Source organism: Pontibacter amylolyticus (assembly GCF_014638845.1).
Lineage (GTDB): Bacteria > Bacteroidota > Bacteroidia > Cytophagales > Hymenobacteraceae > Pontibacter > Pontibacter amylolyticus.
Genome location: NZ_BMFP01000003.1, coordinates 137,167 through 156,845 on the forward strand (window position 1 = coordinate 137,167; position 19,679 = coordinate 156,845).

Genomic DNA, 19,679 nt, shown 5'->3' on the forward strand with positions numbered 1-19,679 from the left:
TTCTGTTTTATTCGTGTTTGCCGTGGTCATCAGGCAGCCAGTTGTCATCCAGACTGTCGTGGCCCATGCCAGGGGTTGCGGTTTCGATGCGGAACACATGCACGGGCATTTCGTGCGGCCGGAGCTCCACGTAATTCCACTCGCTGTTCCAGGTATATTTGTGTTCGGTCATCAGGTCGTGCACCATGTACTGCTGCGTGCTGTCCATGTGCAGGGCATGCAGCGGCACCTGTACCCAACCGGCCTGCGTGTTGTGCGGGTCCAGGTTCACGACCATCAGCATTTTGTTTCGCCGTTCGCTGTCCCACTTGGCATAGCACAGCAGCTGCGGATTGTCGGTTTCGCCGAAGGCGATGTTCCAGGTGGTCTGCAGTGCCGGATTGACCTGCCGTATCTTGTTTATCTTGGTAATGACCTCCCGTATCTTGGTCAGGCGGCCCCAGTCCCACTGCATGATCTCGTACTTTTCAGAGTCCCAGTATTCTTCCTTGCCCTGCACAGGTGTGTTGATGCCAAACTCGTACACAGGGCCATACATACCATAGTTGGACGAGAGCGTAGCCGCCATCACCACACGGGTAATGTGCGCCGGCTCCCCACCTGACTGCAACTCATGCGGCAGAATGTCGGGGGTGTTAGGCCAGAAGTTTGGTCGGTAGAAGTCGCGCATCTCGGTTTGGGTGAGTTCGCGCATGTACTCTTTTATCTCAGCGGCCGTGTTGCGCCACGTGAAGTACGTATAGGACTGCGTGAAGCCGATCTTACCGAGCCGCTCCATCACACGCGGACGGGTAAAGGCCTCGGCCAGGAAGATCACCTGCGGGTATTGCTGGCGCACCTCCCGGATCATCCATTCCCAAAACGCGAAAGGCTTGGTATGCGGGTTGTCGACCCGGAAGATGTACACGCCCTGCTCGATCCAGTGGGTAACGATGCTCTTAAGCTCCAACCACAGGTTTTGCCAGTCCTGGGTCTCGAAGTTGACGGGCAGCACATCCTGGTATTTTTTAGGAGGGTTTTCGGCATACTGCACCGTGCCGTCCGGTCGCCACTTGAACCATTGCGGGTGCTCCTTCACATAGGGATGGTCGGGCGAGCACTGAATGGCAAAGTCCAGCGCGACTTCAATGCCGTGCTCGCGGGCAGACTGCACAAAATGTCGGAATTCGTCTAATGTACCCAGTTCCGGCAGAATGGATTTATGTCCGCCACTTTCGGCGCCGATGGCCCAGGGCGAGCCCGGCTCTCCGGGTTGCGATGTTACGGAGTTGTTCTTGCCTTTGCGGAACGCATAGCCAATCGGGTGGATGGGCGGTAGGTAGATCGTGTCGAATCCCATTTCAGCGATGCGGGGCAGCAGCCGTTCGCAATCCTGGAAGGTGCCGTGGCGGCCTGCCTCCTGTGCGGCAGAGCGGGGGAAGAACTCATACCAGGTGCTGAAAAGCGCTTTTTGTCGCTCTACTTCCACGGTAAGTATTTTGTGGTAAGTCGTCACGTTCTGCCGGTCACAGCAGGCGTGCATCAGGTCCGACACATCCGGACTGGTAGCCAGTGCCACGGCGTCGGCAACGGAGCCGGGTTTGTTCAGTTGCTCGGCCCACTTGCGCAGCCGCTTCTGCTGGCCGGGCTTGGCCGTGGCGGCCGATTCCTCGAGCAGTTGAGCGCCTATCTGTAACTCCACGGTGATATCCTGATTGGCTTCGAATTTCTTTTTGAGCCCCTTTTGCCAGGTATAGAAGTGGTCGACCCAGCCCTGCAGCGTATACTCAAACGTGCCCATGCTATCGGGTTTGAAGCACACGCGCCAGTGGTCGTTGCCCAGGAATTGCATCGGCACTTCGCTCCACTTTTTCTTTTTGGAATGGCGGTAGAGCAGCACGGCTTTTACTTCATCATGGCCGTCTCCAAACACATCTGCCGTCACTTCGACTTCCTCTCCCACAACGCGTTTGATTGGATACTGCCCACAGTTTACCTGCGGTTTCACGTTCTCGATGACAACCCTTTTGGTTCCTTCCAATGCTTCCATGTATGCTTTTTTTCCTGATTTGATGAAGAATAGCTAATAGGTACTGCATGCGCGCGTAATAGGTTTCGAAGCCGGAAGATGCTGCTATACCTACAACTAATGTTAAGCGGGCTATTGCATCACTTTATGATCAGAAAAGATTGGATTGGCCAAAAAAGAACAACCTATTTGCGTCTAAGCGAGTTAAGAATCAGGCGTAAAAACATTGAAAATGAGCATAACACGAGAGATAGGAGCACATTATACCCCCGGCAACGGCACCCTGTTCACGGTATGGGCCCCGTCCGCCGGGCAAGTGGATGTGGTATTAAAAGATAACGATAAGATAATTCCGCTGCAGCGCGAGTCCTTCAGTTACTGGACCGCCCTGAGCGAAGAAACAGGCCCGGGAGCCCGCTATACCTTGCGGCTTGATGAAGACATGGAGCGCCCCGACCCCGCCTCCCATTTCCAACCCGATGGCGTGCACGAGCCCTCAGCCGTGGTAGACCATACTTCCTTTCAGTGGACCGACAAAAACTGGAAGCCGCTGCCGCTGGAAGATTACATTATTTATGAGTTGCACGTCGGTACCTTTTCCGAGGAAGGCACTTTTCAGGGCGTCATCAACAAGCTCCCGGAACTGGTGGACTTAGGTATAACGACGATTGAACTGATGCCGGTGGCACAATTTCCGGGGAGCCGCAACTGGGGCTACGATGGCGTATACCCCTCGGCGGTGCAGGAAAGCTACGGCGGCCCGGAAGGGCTGAAAAAACTGGTAGACGCCTGCCATGCCGCAGGTATAGCCGTGGTGCTGGACGTGGTGTATAACCACCTCGGGCCGGAAGGTAATTACCTCAACGATTTCGGTCCCTACTTTACCAACAAGTACAACACGCCCTGGGGAAAGGCCCTCAATTTCGATGACGCCCACAGCGACCATGTGCGCAACTTCTTTATCCAAAACGCCCTGATGTGGCTGCGCGATTACCACATCGACGCGCTGCGCCTCGATGCCGTGCATGCCATTCTCGACACAGGCGCCAAGCACTTTCTGCAGGAGCTGCAGGAGCACGTAGAGCACCTGGAACAGCAATTGGGCAGACACTTTATTCTGATCGCAGAAAGCGACCTGAACGATGTACGTATCATTAACCCCGTGGAGAAAGGCGGCTATGGCCTGGCCGCGCAGTGGAGCGATGATTTCCACCATGCCGTACACGCACTGCTCACCAAGGAAGACACAGGCTACTACAGTGACTTCGGAAAGCTGGAGCAGTTGCAGAAAGCGCTGCAGCATGGCTTTGTGTACGATGGCCTTTACTCCGAGCACCGCAAGCGTACCTTCGGCAGCGACGCCACCGCCAACCCCGCCCGGCAGTTTGTTGTCTGCGCCCAGAACCACGACCAAGTGGGCAACCGCATGCTCGGCGAGCGACTGTCGCAGCTGGTTTCGTATGACATGCTGAAAGTAGCGGCGGGCCTGGTACTGCTCTCCCCGTTCACGCCCATGCTATTCATGGGCGAAGAGTACGGCGAAGAAAATCCGTTCCTGTACTTTGTGAGCCACTCCGACAAAGACCTGGTAGAAGCCGTGCGCAACGGCCGCAAAGAAGAATTTTCGGCTTTTGCCTGGCAGGGCGAAGAGCCGGACCCACAGTCCGAAGAGACCTTTCACCAATCGAAACTGCAGCGCAGCTACCAGCACAGGGAAAAGAACCGTCAGCTGCGCGACTTCTATAAGGCGCTGATCCGGCTGCGTAAGTCCGCCCCTGCCCTGACAAGACCTGACAAGGCCCGCCTGCATGTTTCAAGTGACAGCCACACCCAAGTGCTGCAAATGATTCATTCGGGTGAGAGTCCGTACCTCTATACCTTGCTTAACATAAGTAATCAACCCCAAAAAACCAGAGTCGTGAAAGAGGTGGGGGCATCGTGGAAGCTGGTGCTCGGTTCGGATGAGGACAGGTATGGCGGGACAGGTATAGGGTTGCCGCAGGAGTTAAGTGCAGGTCAGGAAATAGAATTGCCGCCCGCTTCCGTTACCGTATACCAAAGTAATATCATCCTTTAAAGAGAGATTGGCCCTTAGTCAGGTATAGTCTGTGCACGTTTTCGCAGGTATACCGGACAGTCCTTTGTCTTCTGTCAAACAGTCTTTTGTCATAACAACATGAACAAGTACATCTGCATTCACGGTCACTTTTACCAGCCGCCCCGCGAAAACCCCTGGCTTAACGAGGTGGAGCTGCAGGAGTCGGCCCAACCTTACCACGACTGGAACGAGCGCATCACGGCCGAATGCTATGCCCGCAATTCTGCCTCCCGCATCCAGAACGGCAAGGGACAGATTGTGGATATTATGAACAACTACGCCCGCATGAGCTTCAACTTCGGCCCGACTTTGCTGGAGTGGATGGAGAAAAAAGCGCCCGATATTTACCAATCCATACTCGATGCAGACAAGGAAAGTCAGAAGCGCTTCTCGGGACATGGGGCTGCCATCGGGCAGGTATACAACCACATGATCATGCCGCTGGCTAACGAGCGCGACCAGCATACGCAGGTGATCTGGGGCATTTACGACTTCCGGAAGCGTTTCGGCCGCGACCCGGAAGGGATGTGGCTGGGCGAAACGGCCGCTAACACGTCTACGCTCGAAGTGCTGGCCGAGCATGGTGTCAAGTTCACGATACTGTCGCCCTACCAGGCCAGGCGCTACCGCAAAATCGACGAGAAAGAATGGCACGATGCGACTGGCGCCAGGATAGACCCGCGCCGTCCCTACCGCTGTACGCTGCCTTCGGGCCGCACCATTGCCCTGTTCTTTTATGATGCGCCTGTGTCGCAGGCCATTGCCTTTGAAGGTTTGCTGGAGAGCGGCGAGAAATTCGCGCACCGCCTCACCACCACCTTCGACGAGCAAAGCAAAGACCCGCAACTGATGCACATCGCCACCGACGGCGAAACCTACGGCCACCACCACCGCTTCGGCGAGATGGCCCTCTCCTACGCCCTGCACCACATCGAACACGAGCAGCTGGCCAAGATCACGATTTACGGGGAGTACCTGGAGCTATACCCGCCCAGGTATGAGGCCGAAATTATCGAAAACACCTCCTGGAGCTGCATGCATGGCGTGGAGCGCTGGCGCAGCGACTGCGGTTGCCATACCGGCGGCCACGATGACTGGAACCAGGCCTGGCGCGCTCCTATCCGGGAGGCCTTTGACTGGGTGCGCGATCAGCTGGAGCCCCTTTACGAACGGGAAATGCGCAAGCTGGGCGCCGATCCCTGGCAGACGCGCAACAATTACATCCAGGTGATCATGAACCGGGATGAAAACCAGGTACGCGAATTCATTGACACGCACACCGACCGCGACCTGAGTAAAGGCGAGCAGATCAAGTTTCTGAAACTGCTCGAAATGCAGTACCACGCCATGCTCATGTACACCAGTTGCGGCTGGTTTTTTGACGAAGTGACCGGCATCGAAACCATGCAGGACATCCTGTATGCGACCCGTGCCCTGCAGTTGGCCAAAGACCTGAGCGGCGAGGATTTCGAAGCCCCTTTTGTCGAGTTCCTGAAGCGGGCCAAGAGCAATAACAAAGAGTATGGCAACGCCTCCAAAGCGTACTATAAAATTGTGCAGCCAACCCAACTGGACCTGATACGGGTCGGGGCGCACTATGCCGTGTCATCGCTCTTCACCGACTCGCCGGACGAGTTGCCGCTCTATAGCTACAAAGCGACCTCGGAGTATTACGAGATGCTGGAAGCGGGGCGTCAGCGACTGGCCATCGGCAAGGCCTCTATCCGCTCGACCATCACCTGGGAAGAAGCAGATGTGTCGTTTGGCGTGCTGCACATCGGCGATCACCAGCTGTTCGGGGGTGTGCGCAAATATGTGAGCGCCGAGGCCTTCGCCACTTTGCACCATGAGCTCACCACCGCCTTCGACAAAGGCAACATCACGGAAGTGATCATGCTCCTGGACAAACACTTTGAATCGCACAACTACTCGTTCTGGCACCTGTTCCGCGACGACCAGAAAAAGATCCTGGACCAGGTGCTAGAGCAGACCCTGCGGGCACTGGAGCACGACTTTCAGCAGGTATACGACAACAACTATCCGCTCATGGCAGCCATCAAAAGCGTAGACATGAACCTGCCGCGACCGCTGCAGATCACGGTAGACTACATCGTGACGGGTCGTTTGCTGGAAGCCCTGAAGGCTGAGCGGGTGGATGTGGATACCGTGCTCAAGCTGCTGAAAGAGGTGGAGCGTATGGGTGTGAAACTGGACGAAGGTGCCGTGAATTTCGCAGCCACCGCACACGTAGAGAAAGCCATGCGCCATCTGGAAGAGCACCCCGATGACACGGAGCACATGCTATACCTGACGGAGTTGCTCACCGTGCTGAATGGCTCCAGGCTGCAGCCGGAGTACTGGCAATCGCAGAACATCGCCTACAGGATGCATCAGACCACGTACGAAGCCAGACGCCAAAACCAAGGCGAAAAAAGTGCTGAAGACGACGCCTGGTGCAGGCAGTTCAAGGAACTGTACGAAAGCCTGAATTTGAAAATTTGAATGATTCAAATTTTGACAAGGGACTGTTTGACTATTTGACACAAGACTTTTCAGGATGAAAGATGATGTGACTAAAGACGGGGTAACTGACGCTTTTGGATAAGGATTGTTGAAATCTCGCTTGAAAAACCTATTCAGATTCGAAGGTATAGGAAGTCCTTTATGAGAAAGTCCTTTGTCAAGTAGTCGGCAAATCAAAATAATATCGATAAAACATGGTCTATATACCTTCCTCCACATACAGAGTACAGCTATCACCGCAGTTCACGCTGCGGGACCTGATAAACATTCTCCCCTACCTGCGCGATCTGGGCATCAGCACCATTTACGCAGCGCCTTTTTTCACGGCCCGGCCCGGCAGTGAGCACGGCTACGACGTCACAGACCCGCACCAGATCAACCCGGAGGTGGGTACCATGGAAGAGCTGCAGGAAATAGCCGAAGAACTGAAAGCGCACGGCATGGGCTGGCTGCAGGACATTGTACCAAACCACATGGCCTTCCACCCGAATAACGCCTGGCTAATGGACGTGCTCGAGAAAGGCCAGAAGTCGCGCTTCTATACCTTCTTCGACGTCAACTTCAACCATCCGGATTTCAAAGGTCAGTTGATGGTACCCTTTTTGGGGGAACCTTTGGAGGAGGTCGTAAAAGCGGGACAACTTCAGATCACATTCGATGAACAGGGCTTCCGTCTCAACTACTTCGACAACAGCTACCCGATCAGCATCGACAGCTATACCTTCCTGTTGGCGCGTGTCGCTGAAAAGCTCACGGCAAGTGATGGCAAAACACAACTGGCTGAGCAGACACAAAAGCTGGAGCAACTGATGGCCCATGACAAACTGGCGCCAAATGACTGGCTGCAGGCAAAACAGGCACTCTACCAAGCGGCGCAGGACCAGCCGGGAATAAAGCAAGGTATAGCCGACGTGCTGCAAGGTATAAACGACGACAAGTCAGCCCTTCAGAAATTGCTGGAGCAACAGTATTACATTTTGAGCCACTGGCAGGAAACGGAAAAAAGGATCAACTACCGCCGATTCTTCACCGTCAATGACCTGATCTGCACGGCCATGGAGCGGGAGGAGGTGTTTACCCATTACCATCAGTTCATCAAGGAACTCTGCATGCGGCAACTGGTGCAGGGACTGCGGGTAGACCACGTCGACGGCCTTTTTGACCCCGACAAGTACCTGACGCAACTGCGCGAACTGGCTGGCGAGCAGGTATACCTGGTGGTGGAGAAGATCCTGGAAGGTGAAGAAAACATGCCCGACTACTGGCCAATTGAGGGCAACAGCGGCTACGATTTTCTGGCCTGGGTGAGCAACCTCTACACCGATGCCGAAGGCGAACGCAAACTGACGCAGGTATACCGCCGCCTCGTACCCGAAGCTCCGCTCGACTACGAAGGACTGGTGTACGAGAAAAAGCTGCTGATACTGGAGAACTACATGCAGGGCGAGCTGCAAAACCTGCTGCGACTGCTGCGCGACAGCGAGCTGCTGCCTGCCTCGTCAGAAAACGAGAACTGGCACCATGCGCTGGCCACGCTGCTGGCTTCCTTCCCGGTATACCGCATCTACGGCCATACCTTCCCGCTGGCGCCGGAAGCCCTGGAGGTGGTGGAGAAGGCTTTTACCATTGCGCATGAAAAAGCCCCCGATCTGAAAGCCGAGCTGGAGCATTTGCGCACCTTGTTTGCGTCCGGTGGGCAGGACAGCGAAGAACAGAGGCGCAACAAGCTCTACTTTGTGATGCGCAGTCAGCAGTTCACCGGGCCGCTGGCCGCCAAGGGGGTGGAAGATACGACCTTCTACAACTACAACCGGCTGCTGGCGCTCAACGAGGTGGGCAACAGTCCGGATGTGTTCAACCTCGACCGCCGCGACTTCCACGAGCGCATGCAGTACCGCATGCAGACCTATCCGCACTCCATCAACGCCACGGCCACGCACGACACCAAGCGCGGCGAAGGTTCCCGCATGCGGCTGCAGGTACTGAGCGAGTTGCCGGAGGAGTGGGAGAAAAACGCAAAAGCATGGATGCAACTGGCACAACGGCACAGCCACGAAAACGGCCCGACGGCAAACGACCTCTACTTCATTTTGCAAACCCTGCTGGGCGTTATGCCGATAGATAGCCAGGTGGATGATACGCTGGTGGAGCGGGTGCAGGAGTACCTGGTAAAAGCTTTCCGGGAGGCTAAGGCCAACACCAACTGGTCGGAGCCGAACGAGGGCTATGAAACGGCCACGAAAGAACTGGTGCAGAAACTGCTGCAGGAAGATGAGGAATTCATGGCATCCTTCCTGCCCTTCTTCCGAAAAGCGGCGCACTTCGGCTGGCTCTATTCCCTCTGCCAGACGCTCCTCAAAACCACCTGCCCGGGCGTGCCCGACGTGTACCAGGGCTGCGAACTCTGGGACTTCAGCCTGGTGGACCCCGACAACCGCCGCCCTGTGGACTACGAATTGCGGCAACAGTTTTTACAGGAGATAAAAGCAAGCCAACAACCTGAACAGATGCTGCAGCAACTGCTATCATCCCCGACCGATGCCCGCGTCAAGCTATACCTGCTGCACCAGGTGCTTCACCTGCGCAAGGCGCAAAAAGCACTCTTCGACAAAGGCGATTATATTCCACTGCAGCTGAAAGGCAAGCACAGCATACAGGCCATGGCCTTTGCGCGTCACCACGAAGAAAACTGGTGCATCGTCGTGGTGCCGCGCCTTTTGACCGATATCATCTCCGAAAACGAACTGCCACTGGGCGAGCAGGTATGGGGCGACACATCGGTAGAACTGCCAGCCGAATCCCCGCAGGAATGGCACCAATTGTTTGGCGGGCAGCACGTACAAGCGAAGCGCGCTATACCTTTGGCTGAAATATTCAAGTCTTTCCCGGTTGCACTCTTAACATCCACGAAGCTATGATCATACCCAAAAGAAGTAGCGGCATTCTGCTCCACATCACCTCTCTCCCATCGGCCTACGGCATTGGCGATCTGGGCTCGGAAGCCTACAAGTTCGCCGACCTGTTGGCCGAGGCGGGCCAGCGCTACTGGCAGATACTGCCCCTCAACCCGACCGAGATCGGCTCAGGCAACTCGCCCTACAGCAGTCACTCTGCCTTCGCCGGCAATCCGCTGCTGATCAGCCCGGAAAGACTGGTAGAAGACGGCCTGCTTGATAAAAAAGACCTGCGGGCAGGCGGCGGTTTCAACAAGGCGAAAGTAGACTACCCAAGGGTGGCGGACTACAAGGTAAAGCTTCTTCGGCAGGCGTACGACAACTACAAAGACGGCAAAGCGAGCAAGCTACAGGGTGAGTTCATTCGTTTTCAGGAAGCCCACAAATCGTGGCTGACGGACTTCACGCATTATGTGGCTTTCAAACAGTACTACGACCGGAAACCCTGGACCGAATGGCCTGAAAAAGTAAAGACCAGGCAAGTGCACGCCATGGAAGCGCTGACAGCCGAGTTGGCTGGCGAAATAGAACGGGAGGCTTTTCTGCAGTTTCTCTTTTACCGACAGTGGGAAGCCCTCAAATCCTACTGCACCTCCAAAGAGGTCACGTTTATTGGCGATATGCCCTTCTATGTCAGCCACGACAGCGCGGACGTGTGGTCGCACCCGCATCTTTTTAAACTGGACAGAGCCAATATGCCGACGGCTGTATCGGGTGTGCCGCCGGATTACTTCAGTGAAACAGGCCAGCTGTGGGGCACCCCGGTGTTTGACTGTGCAGCGCTGGAAAAACAGGACTTCGACTGGTGGCTGCAGCGCATTGCTCATAACCTGGAGCTGTTTGGTCTACTTCGACTCGACCATTTCCGTGCTTTCTCCGCCTACTGGGAAGTGGCGGCCGGGGAAGAAACCGCTATCAACGGCAAGTGGGTAAAGACACCCGGAACCGAGTTGCTTACGGCTGTCAAAAAGAAATTCCCGGCCATGCCCATCATCGCCGAAGATTTGGGAGAGATCGACCAACCGGTGCGCGACCTGATGGCAGCTTTTGATTTGCCAGGTATGCGTGTGCTGCTTTTTGCCTTTGGCGAGGACCTGCCGCACAGCCTGTATGCACCGCACCACCACGTGCAGAACGCCATCGTGTACACGGGCACCCACGACAACAGCACCGTGCGGGCCTGGTATGAGCACGACGCCAGCCGCGAAGACAAAAAACGCCTGAGCGACTACAGCGCCCAGCGCCTGTCGAAGGAAAACGTGAGTAGCGTGATGGCCCGATTGGCTTATATGTCGGTGGCGCAACTGGTGGTGTTGCCTATACAGGATGTGCTGGGCCTGGGCAAGGAAGCGATCATGAACAAACCCTCCACCGCTAACGGCAACTGGCAATGGCGCCTGCAGCCAGGCCAATTTACCAGGACGGTAGCACATAAGTTGAAGCAGGAAGTGGAGTTGTATGGAAGGTAGGTGAATATTCATTTTCCTGTGTATATTGTTAGCGCAATATTGTGTGTACTAACCTTATCACGGAACATGAACAAGAACCTTTCCCTTAGCCTCGCATTGCTGTTGGTATGCGCCACGCCCTTGCTGGCGCAGATGGGCGATGCTACAGAAGTAACCCAAACAACCGTCATCGAAAAAGGTGTGGGGCTGGGTTCGGTGATTGCCATAGTGGCCTCCTGGTCACGCAATCAGTCCATCCTATGGGCGATACTGCACGGGATCTTCAGCTGGTTCTATGTGATCTACTTTGCCATCACCAGAAGCTCAAGGGATCGATAAAGAAGAAAATCAACAGGTGAACGATGCCTGTTGATTTTCTTTTTTTATTCCTGCAAAAATCTTACATTGATTCAGCTTTCAGGTATAGCCTGGAAGATTCTCTCACCTAAATCTACAGCGTTATGCCATTAGCTTCCACAGCATTACCTCTGGGCACTGTAGCACCCAACTTCGCCCTGCTCGACACGGTTTCCGATCAGATCGTCTCGCTACAGGATGTCGCCTCTAACAAAGCCACGGTGATCATGTTCCTCTGTAACCACTGCCCCTATGTGCAGCACATCCTAACCGAACTGGTGCAGGTGGCCAATGAGTATCAGCAGAAAGGCGTGCGTTTTGTAGGTATCAGTGCAAACGATGCCGCCAATTCCCCACAGGACGGACCACAGCAAATGCGCGCACTGGCTAAGGAGAAAAGCTTCCCGTTTCCATACCTGTACGACCAGACCCAGCAGGTGGCCCGCACCTACCAGGCCGTTTGCACACCTGAGTTCTATGTGTTCGACCGGAACATGCGCCTGGCCTACCATGGGCAGTTCGATGATGCACGGCCTAAAAACGACGTGCCTGTAACAGGTTGCGACCTGCGCCAGGTACTGGATGCCCTGCTGGCCGGTCAGCCTGTAGTCGCTGACCAGAAGCCAGGTATAGGCTGTGGCATTAAATGGAAAACTCCGCTGGCGGAAGCTGGGTAGGCTGCGTGCTGGCCATGTAGCCCGCCACGGCATTGGCATTGTCCAGGTAGTGCGAAGTATACTGCTTGTCGCCTGAGTGAATGTACAAAGCCGTTCTTCCTGTAATAGCATCGATGATGCTTTCGTGCTCGCCCAGTGGCACCGCCGGACAACCCAGGCTGCGGCCCAGTCTGCCGTATTTGTTCATAAAGTCTTCAGTAGCGTATTCTGCTCCGTGCATTACCACCGAACGGTCGCGGGCGTTCGTATTGTAGCCTTCGTCCAGGCCGTCGAGCCGTAGCGATTTGCCGTGCTTGCCGTGGTAGATGTCGTCCGTCACATAAAAACCCACGCTGCTCATAAACGATTTGTGCTCGTTGGAGAAGGCTTGTGCCCTTACCTCACCGGAGTTACGCCCGTGCGCCACGTAGGTATTGTGCAGCACCTCGCGGCTGTTGAGGTCGAGCACCCAGAGTCTTTTATCGTTGGAGGGCTTCGTGAAATCCACCACCGTCAGGATGCCTTTGTCGGACAGGCGCCCTTCGTTGTACATGCCGTAGTAGCCCATCAGCGCGTTGTTAAACGCATCATAGCTCAGTCCGGCAGCGCTCAGTTTCATCTGGGTATAGAGGTCGAAGGAGACCTGTTCAAAGCGGATGACGGAAAGCGCCGTCACGTCGGCCTTTGCTTTTTTGTCGATCGACACATACTTGCCTGCCCCTATCGAAGCGGAGGGTGATAGTATGAGCGGGGCAAAGAGCGGTAACAGGCGTTTGCCCATCTTTCTCCTGCGGTTGCGCCACCGTTCTTTGATGCTTTTCTTTCTGACGTTCGTTCTCACAATCCGATCTCATTGGTACAGATGTTTTTTACGTGTTCGCTCATACACTGTTCGGGTTTTCCCTAAAGGTCCAACATGGCGCACAAATCATTCTATATCAGGCGAAAGGAATCAAACCGGGTATCATCTTTGTATAGATAGGGACACACATCTGTCATCCGGAAACAAAAACAAGCATGAACAGCAAGCCGATCAGCTATTCTCCTTTTATATATTCTCTATTGATCACCCTCTTTCTCACCGGTTGCGGAAGCCGGGAAACCCTGCGGGGTGTGTTCAAAAAAGAATCCCCCTACGAGGCCTATGTCTCTTCCCTGAAATCCGCCAAACTCGATGAAACCGCTGTAGGGCAGGACTGGCTGGCAGCAGGTCAGACGGCTCTGCAAACGCCTACACCGGTTACGCTTCCTTTTAAGGAAACTGGCTATTTTCCGGCTGACAAACCACGGGCACTGGGTTACAAAGTAGAGGTAAAACGCGGCGAGAAACTGGTCGTGAATCTGGAGATGAAAGCCCGCCAAACCATGCAAGTGTTCATGGACCTGTTTGAGGCTGGCACTGATCCTGCAACTGCCCCTAAACGCGTCGCCTCTGCCGATTCTACAGCCACCATCCTGACCTATGTGGTAGACGAAGACATGGCCCATCTGCTGCGGATTCAACCTGAGCTACTGCGGGGCGGCTCGTATACCATCACGATTCAGGCACAGCCTACGCTGGCTTTCCCTATACCTGGCAAATCGAGCCGCCACATCGCCAGCATCTGGGGCGACCCGCGCGATGCGGGCGCCCGCAGCCACGAAGGCATTGATATCTTTGCACCGCGTGGCACGCCCGTAATTGCATCAGTAGACGGTACGGTATCGCGGGTAGACGAGACGCCTCGCGGTGGCAGGGTTATCTGGCTTTCGGATAGGGAACGTGGGCAGAACCTGTACTATGCGCACCTGGACCAGCAGTTGGTCGCGGCCGGACAGCGCGTTAGCGTAGGCGACACCCTGGGGCTGGTTGGTAACACGGGCAATGCCCGGGGAACCGGTCCGCACCTGCACTTCGGGATATACCGCTACGGCCACGGCGCCACCAACCCCTACCCTTACGTGCATCAATCGGCTGCCCCTATACCTGCCGTAAAAGTGGATGCCGCTCACATCGGCAACTGGGTGCGGGTATCGTCTAAAATGGCCAATGTCCGGACTGCGCCTTCAGCCAAAGCCGGGCTGCATACCTCCCTCCCCAAAAACACGCCGCTGCGGGTGACGGGCGCTGCCAATGACTGGTACCGCGTGCGTCTGCCCGACCAGTCTGAAGCGTACATCATCAGCTCTCTTGTGGAAAGTATAGCCAAACCGATTGCCGTCAAGAAACTAAAACAGGAGCGTCCGTTGCTGGACGAGGCGCACCCGGAAGCCGGGCAAATGGACAGTCTGCCAGCGGGATTCGCTATACCTGTAGTGGCCGTTAACGGGCAGTTTGAGCTGGTGCGGCAATCGGACGGCAGACTCGGCTGGGTGCAGGCTGCTGAGTAAAATTGTTTTCCGGCTGCCTTATTTTAGTGGTTTAGAGCCTTTATGCGTACAGCATTAATACTTATATTTGGCTTGAAAAAGCATGTTGTACGCTCCTAAACAGATTATATTTGAAGTTAGCTGCTATTGATATCGGTTCGAACGCCGTAAGATGCCAGATCTCCAGCGTCCTGAATCAGAATGGAAACGTTATTTTTAAACGAATAGAATACATCCGCTACGCCATCCGATTCGGCGAGGATGTTTTCAGCAACGGCTTTATCAGCGAGTACAAAATTCAGAAATTCATCAAGCTCCTTCACGCTTTTCAACTGCTGCTCGACGTGCACGACGTGGACCACTACATGGTGTGCGCCACATCGGCCATGCGAACCTCCGAAAATGCCCCTGAAATCCTGGACCGCGTGCACCAGGCGATCGGCATGAACATCCAGGTGATCGACGGGGAAGCGGAGGCTGAGCTGATCAACAAAGTCATCGTGAACTTCCTGGACGAGCGCAACTACCTGCACATTGACGTGGGCGGCGGCAGCACGGAGTTTAACATCTATGTAAACCGGGAAAAAATGGCATCCCATTCTTTTGAGCAGGGCTCTATCCGCCACATGCACGGGGTTGACTCGCATGAGCTTTGGAACAGCATGCGGACCTGGATCGAAGAGAATGCCCGGAAATACCACCTCACCCGCGCCATCGGCACCGGAGGCAACATCAACAAGATTTTCGATATGTCAGGCAAGGCAGTTGGCAAGCCAATTTTCCGCAAGCAGATCGAGGAGATTACTCAGGGTATAGCGGCCATGACCATGGAGCAGCGCATTACCGAGCTCCTCCTCAACCCCGACCGCGCCGACGTCATCCTCCCCGCCGCTGAGATCTACCTGTCTGCCATGAAGTGGGCGAAGCTGGAAAGCATGCTCGTGCCTGCCGTTGGCCTCAAAGACGGAATGATCCATGCTTTGTATGAGCAGCACCATCAGGAGCGTTTTGTGATCAGTCAGATTAGCAGGTAGTTTTCGCTTTGCAGTCGGGGCTGAATTGCAGGTATAGCTTAATAGCGTACGACTGCTGGTCATTCATGGCGCGAGTGTCTGGTAGGGTGGGGCCTCTAGCCCCTTTGTCATGTATTACTGGCTGAATGGCTATACCTATACCTGGCGTAGCTTCTTCCTTTCCATACGTTATGCTATTTTGCTCCGTAGCTTGGCTTGGCCAGCCGGGCCTTACTTTTTTCCTTGATGAAAAAAGTAAGCAAAAAAATCAAGACGATTTTAAACTCGCTGAACGCTCAAACACAAAATCGTCGTTGGTGCACCTGTCTGATGCTATCTGCTTCGTAGCTCCCTGCAAGTTAGTCTTGCTATACCTGCCAGTGGACTGTGCTACGGGGCTTATAGCTTCGAAATGGCAGCTACAGACTCCCCTCCTTTGACAAGGAGGGGCAGGGGTGGTTGGACCCGGTATTGCAATATAACTGCTAAAGCCACAGTGCTATACCTAAAAAACCGGCAGCGGCAGAGAGTCCCCCTTCGAAGGGGGTAGGGGGATGACAATCGTGCAAGAGAATCCTGTTAATCCGTGGGGGTAGGGGCCCTCTTAAATCTTGTAAATCCTGATTCTGACAAAAAAAGCCCCCTCCTGTTGTCAGAAGGGGGCTGAAACTATACGAGTTCTACTTCCTGTGCAGCATCCTCGAATACCTTTTTGTAAAACAGCTTGTGTACGTCAATGATCTCTTCGTTGGCGGCTGGTTTTTTGCGGGCGTAGGTGCCGTCTTCGCGCATGATGTAGGAGTTCTGGTTGTCGAGCAGGTTGTAGTAAAGGATGTTGATCGCCTCTTTCTTCAGCTCTTCATTCACGATCAGGAAAAGCGCCTCGATGCGGCGGTCAAAGCTGCGCACCATGATATCGGCACTGCCACCGTATACCTTGGATTCTCCGTTGTTATGGAAGTAGAAAATGCGACTGTGCTCCAGATACTCTCCTACGATCGACTTCACCGAAATATTCTCGCTCAGGTCTTCACGCCCCGGTCGCAGACAGCAGATGCCGCGCACGATGAGTTTGATCGGCACACCGGCTTTGGAGGCTTTGTAAAACTCGTCGATCACCTCCTTGTCTTCCAGCGAATTGATCTTAATAACAATGCCGCTTTTCAAACCTTTTTTGGCGTTGCGTGCCTCATTCCGGATCAGCTCGATCAGCTGCGAGCGCATGGCCTTGGGTGAAGTGAGCAGGTACTTGTATTCGTTCGGCCTGGAGTGGCCGGTGATAACATTGAAAAACTCCGACACGTCGTGCGCATACACATCATTCGTAGTCAGCAGGCTCACGTCGGTATACAGGCGGGCCGTCTGCTCGTTGTAGTTGCCGCTGCCGATGTGCACGTAGCGCGTTACCTTCTCCCCTTCCTTCCGGATGATCATGAGCATTTTGGTGTGCGTCTTGTACTTGCTGATGCCGTAGATCACAAAGCAGCCAGCCTTCTCCAGACGTTCGCCTTCCCGCAGGTTGCGTTCTTCGTCAAAACGGGCCTTCACCTCAAACAACACCGACACGTGCTTGCCGTTTTCAGCAGCCTTTAGCAGGGCAGCCGTCACCCGCGACTGGTCGGCCAGGCGGTAGATCGTCTGCTTGATCCCCAGCACATAGGGGTCTTCGGCGGCGCGTTCCAGCAGCTGCACGACAGGATCCATGTTGTTGTACGGGTGGTGCAACAGCACATCATGTTCCTTTAGATACTCGAACATATCCACGGACTCAGCAGGCAAACTGAGCGGAACAACAGGAGCGGGCTGCTTGAAGCCTTTGTCCTTAAACTGCCGGTGGTTGATGATCTGCCAAAGACCGCGCAGGTCAATCATGGTGGTGATGGTAAAGACATTGGCATTATCGATGGTCCAGCGCTCCTTCAGAACCTTCATCATGAAAGCAGACGGATTGCGCTCGATCTCCAGGCGCACCACACGCCCTTTCTTGCGCGTCTTCAGTTTCGACTTGATCTCCTGCACAAAGTCTGCTTCGATGTCGTCTGACTCCTCCAGCGTGAAGTCCCCGTTGCGGGTAATGCGGAAGAGGTTGACCGACACGATCTCCACGTTTCGGAACAGCTTTTTGATCTTCCAGCGGATTATCTCCTCGATCGGCACAAAGATGAGCTTGTCCTTGCGGTTGATCTCGTAAAAACGGGCCAGGTTCTGCGGTATCTGTACAAAGGTCACGCGGTCCTGCGCCTTCTGCTCCTCTGTCGTGCGGGTCACCACACCAAAGGTAAGCAGTTGGTTCATGAGCAGCGGAAAACCATGGTAATTGTCGAACACCATGGGGGTAAGCAGCGGGTAGATCGTGTTTTTGAAGTAGCTGTCCACCTTCTTTTGCTCGATCTCGGTCAGGTCGCCTACTTTCAGGATGTCAAATCCATTCTTCTCGAACAGCTCGGCCAGTTCGTTGTTGAAGGTCAGGTACTGATCGTTGACGAAGCGGTGGGCATAGTCGAGCAGCTTTTTGCGGAAAGGCATTTCGCGCAGACCGGAATAATCCAGTCGCTCTTTGCCGTAATCGATGTAGTTGTACAAGCTGCCCACCCGGATCATGAAAAACTCATCGAGGTTGGAAGCCGTGATGGCCATGAACTTGAGCCGGTCGAAAATACTGCGGCTGGTGTCGCGGGCCTGGTCGAGCACACGGTAGTTGAAGCGCAACCAACTCAGGTCGCGGCTGATGTATTTACTTCGTTTTATCTGGTCAGAAACCTTATTGATCAGCATGTTTTCGGATGTTAGGGAAGCCTCGTCTGTACCCGGAGAACAAAGGTTTCCGGACAGACGCAGGTATACGGGCTTCGCAAAAAGAACGCCCGAGTGCTAATATAAATTTTGTAAGTGAATTTGTCATGCCTTTTGCCGAAACCTTGCACAAATGTTTTTTAAAAGCATCTTCCAGCACCGAAAACACCTCGCCTATTCCTTTTTCTACACCGAAATCCCAAAACCAATCTGTCTGCCTCAGGTATAAAAAAGAGGCAGTTGAAAGAAGCCATGCAACAGACTGCCATACCTGATTGAGCTCCTGCCCTGACTCTGCCGCACTGGCCCATAGAAAACTTAAAGGTGTTGCGAGGTTACTCGAAATGACATGAAAATGACGCATTTTGGAAAACGCTTTCGTATCGGCATTTTATCATCCACAGTCCTGGTCCTTTCCATGATGTGGGCACCTGCTCTGGCTGGTGCCGCCTGGCAAAGCGATTCCACCCGATCAGCGATTAACATAGGCCTGACAGGGCACAGCGGCTTTATCATACCGCACTCAAGTGATATAAAGGATATATCCGGCTCCAATCCCTGGGGGATAGAAGCAGATGTGAGTCTGCACTTTACCAACGAACGTGCCTGGCAGTACCTGCAGGGCTACCCCAGGCTGGGCGCTGCGCTGGCTTACTACAATTTCGATAACCCGGATGTGTTGGGTAGTGCCTATACCTTGCTTTTGTATGTAGAGCCTTTCCTTTCGGCACACCGCCGCTTTAGTTTGTCTTTCCGCTTCGGTGCCGGACTGGCGTATATGGACAACATCTACCACCCTGAGACAAACCCCGACAACCTCTTTTACAGCACCCGAGTCAGCTTTCCGCTTGAGGTCAACCTGTTGGGCAACTACCGATTAAACGAGCGTTGGATGCTGCGGGCGGGCGGTACCTACAAGCATATTTCGAACGGTGGGCTGCGGCAGCCAAACAAAGGCATCAACTTTCCGTCGGCCACGCTGGGGCTCAACTATGCCCTGCGACCTGCTGCTTTCCCTGAAAGACAAGCATCAGCAGGTATGCGGGAGCAGCAGGAGCGCAATTTTCTGGTGGCTATATTTGGTACGGGCAAAGACCGCCGCGACGAGCCTTCGCGCAAGTTGCCACTGCTAGGTATAAGCGCCTATGTGAGCCAGCCCATCGGCCGCATCAGCGCCCTGACCGGCGGGGCCGAGTGGATAGCAGACTATACCTTGCGGAAGCACTTGCAGGACGAAGAAGACGGTCGTAATTTCCAGCGCGGTGCTTTGCTGGTGGGGCACGAGTTGCGCATCGGTCGCTTCCGCTTCAATCAGCAGCTAGGGGTATACGTATACTCCCCGTACAAAGCCCGGGACCCGGTGTATCAGCGCTGGGGTTTGGAGTACCATACAGCAGGGCATATGTTCTACGGCATCAACCTGAAGGCGCATCGCCATGTAGCTGATTTTCTGGACGCCCGTGTCGGGTTTAGATTTTAA

The 19,679-nt window shown here is 54.5% G+C and carries 13 protein-coding genes; 9 read left to right on the forward strand and 4 right to left on the reverse strand.

Annotation, left to right across the window (positions count from 1 at the left end):
* Positions 1–7 precede the first annotated feature (7 nt).
* The gene (locus IEV97_RS08745) at positions 8–2,029 is read right to left on the reverse strand and encodes an alpha-1,4-glucan--maltose-1-phosphate maltosyltransferase (protein WP_188501144.1); all 2,022 of its coding nucleotides are present in this window, start codon (positions 2,027–2,029) and stop codon (positions 8–10) included.
* A gap of 211 nt (positions 2,030–2,240) precedes the next feature.
* Here IEV97_RS08745 and treZ point away from each other — a divergent pair, with 211 nt between their 5' ends.
* The 6 genes from treZ (at position 2,241) to IEV97_RS08775 (ending at position 12,065) form a co-directional block, all read left to right on the forward strand.
* Entirely contained in the window at positions 2,241–4,085 is a 1,845-nt protein-coding gene (gene treZ / locus IEV97_RS08750) for a malto-oligosyltrehalose trehalohydrolase (RefSeq protein WP_188501145.1), read from the forward strand.
* 99 nt (positions 4,086–4,184) lie between these two features.
* Positions 4,185–6,608, forward strand: a complete 2,424-nt coding sequence (locus IEV97_RS08755; protein ID WP_188501146.1) for a DUF3536 domain-containing protein — start codon at positions 4,185–4,187, stop codon at positions 6,606–6,608.
* A gap of 215 nt (positions 6,609–6,823) precedes the next feature.
* Positions 6,824–9,547, forward strand: a complete 2,724-nt coding sequence (treY, locus tag IEV97_RS08760; RefSeq protein WP_188501147.1) for a malto-oligosyltrehalose synthase — start codon at positions 6,824–6,826, stop codon at positions 9,545–9,547.
* Positions 9,544–11,052 (forward strand): 4-alpha-glucanotransferase, encoded by a 1,509-nt coding sequence (gene malQ / locus IEV97_RS08765; RefSeq protein ID WP_188501148.1) that lies wholly within the window; start codon positions 9,544–9,546, stop codon positions 11,050–11,052. The genes treY and malQ overlap by 4 nt, the downstream gene beginning before the upstream one ends.
* 66 nt (positions 11,053–11,118) lie before the next feature.
* Positions 11,119–11,370: a hypothetical protein gene (locus IEV97_RS08770; RefSeq protein WP_188501149.1), complete on the forward strand. Its 252-nt coding sequence runs from the start codon at positions 11,119–11,121 to the stop codon at positions 11,368–11,370.
* 122 nt (positions 11,371–11,492) lie between these two features.
* Positions 11,493–12,065 carry a thioredoxin family protein gene (locus IEV97_RS08775; RefSeq protein WP_188501150.1) on the forward strand — a complete coding sequence of 191 codons (573 nt, stop codon included), beginning with the start codon at positions 11,493–11,495 and terminating at the stop codon, positions 12,063–12,065.
* Here IEV97_RS08775 and IEV97_RS08780 read toward each other — a convergent pair.
* Positions 12,031–12,885, reverse strand: coding sequence for a murein L,D-transpeptidase catalytic domain family protein (locus tag IEV97_RS08780; RefSeq protein WP_229733869.1), 855 nt, complete (start codon positions 12,883–12,885; stop codon positions 12,031–12,033). The genes IEV97_RS08775 and IEV97_RS08780 overlap by 35 nt on opposite strands.
* Positions 12,886–13,061: 176 nt before the next feature.
* Between IEV97_RS08780 and IEV97_RS08785 the strand changes: the two genes are divergently transcribed.
* Together IEV97_RS08785 and IEV97_RS08790 are read left to right on the forward strand one after the other, a co-directional pair.
* Complete coding sequence (locus IEV97_RS08785; RefSeq protein ID WP_229733870.1) at positions 13,062–14,414, forward strand: peptidoglycan DD-metalloendopeptidase family protein; 1,353 nt, start codon at positions 13,062–13,064, stop codon at positions 14,412–14,414.
* A gap of 110 nt (positions 14,415–14,524) precedes the next feature.
* Positions 14,525–15,427, forward strand: a complete 903-nt coding sequence (locus IEV97_RS08790; protein WP_188501151.1) for a Ppx/GppA phosphatase family protein — start codon at positions 14,525–14,527, stop codon at positions 15,425–15,427.
* 648 nt (positions 15,428–16,075) lie between these two features.
* Here the strand turns inward: IEV97_RS08790 and ppk1 are convergent.
* Positions 16,076–18,181, reverse strand: a complete 2,106-nt coding sequence (gene ppk1 / locus IEV97_RS08795; RefSeq protein ID WP_188501152.1) for a polyphosphate kinase 1 — start codon at positions 18,179–18,181, stop codon at positions 16,076–16,078.
* Entirely contained in the window at positions 18,168–18,563 is a 396-nt protein-coding gene (locus IEV97_RS08800; protein WP_188501153.1) for a hypothetical protein, read from the reverse strand. The genes ppk1 and IEV97_RS08800 overlap by 14 nt, the downstream gene beginning before the upstream one ends.
* Here IEV97_RS08800 and IEV97_RS08805 point away from each other — a divergent pair.
* A complete protein-coding gene (locus IEV97_RS08805) occupies positions 18,549–19,679 on the forward strand; it encodes an acyloxyacyl hydrolase (protein ID WP_229733871.1) in 1,131 nt (376 codons plus the stop codon). The two genes, IEV97_RS08800 and IEV97_RS08805, sit on opposite strands and share 15 nt — an antisense overlap.

Coding starts and splice junctions, on each gene's coding strand:
- IEV97_RS08775 (WP_188501150.1), top strand. CDS start 11,493: ATGCCATTAGCTTCCACAGCATTACCTCTGGGCACTGTAGCACCCAAC.
- IEV97_RS08805 (WP_229733871.1), top strand. CDS start 18,549: ATGAAAATGACGCATTTTGGAAAACGCTTTCGTATCGGCATTTTATCA.
- IEV97_RS08800 (WP_188501153.1), bottom strand. CDS start 18,563: ATGCGTCATTTTCATGTCATTTCGAGTAACCTCGCAACACCTTTAAGT.
- IEV97_RS08745 (WP_188501144.1), bottom strand. CDS start 2,029: ATGGAAGCATTGGAAGGAACCAAAAGGGTTGTCATCGAGAACGTGAAA.
- IEV97_RS08785 (WP_229733870.1), top strand. CDS start 13,062: ATGAACAGCAAGCCGATCAGCTATTCTCCTTTTATATATTCTCTATTG.
- treY (WP_188501147.1), top strand. CDS start 6,824: ATGGTCTATATACCTTCCTCCACATACAGAGTACAGCTATCACCGCAG.
- IEV97_RS08755 (WP_188501146.1), top strand. CDS start 4,185: ATGAACAAGTACATCTGCATTCACGGTCACTTTTACCAGCCGCCCCGC.
- ppk1 (WP_188501152.1), bottom strand. CDS start 18,181: ATGCTGATCAATAAGGTTTCTGACCAGATAAAACGAAGTAAATACATC.
- treZ (WP_188501145.1), top strand. CDS start 2,241: ATGAGCATAACACGAGAGATAGGAGCACATTATACCCCCGGCAACGGC.
- malQ (WP_188501148.1), top strand. CDS start 9,544: ATGATCATACCCAAAAGAAGTAGCGGCATTCTGCTCCACATCACCTCT.
- IEV97_RS08770 (WP_188501149.1), top strand. CDS start 11,119: ATGAACAAGAACCTTTCCCTTAGCCTCGCATTGCTGTTGGTATGCGCC.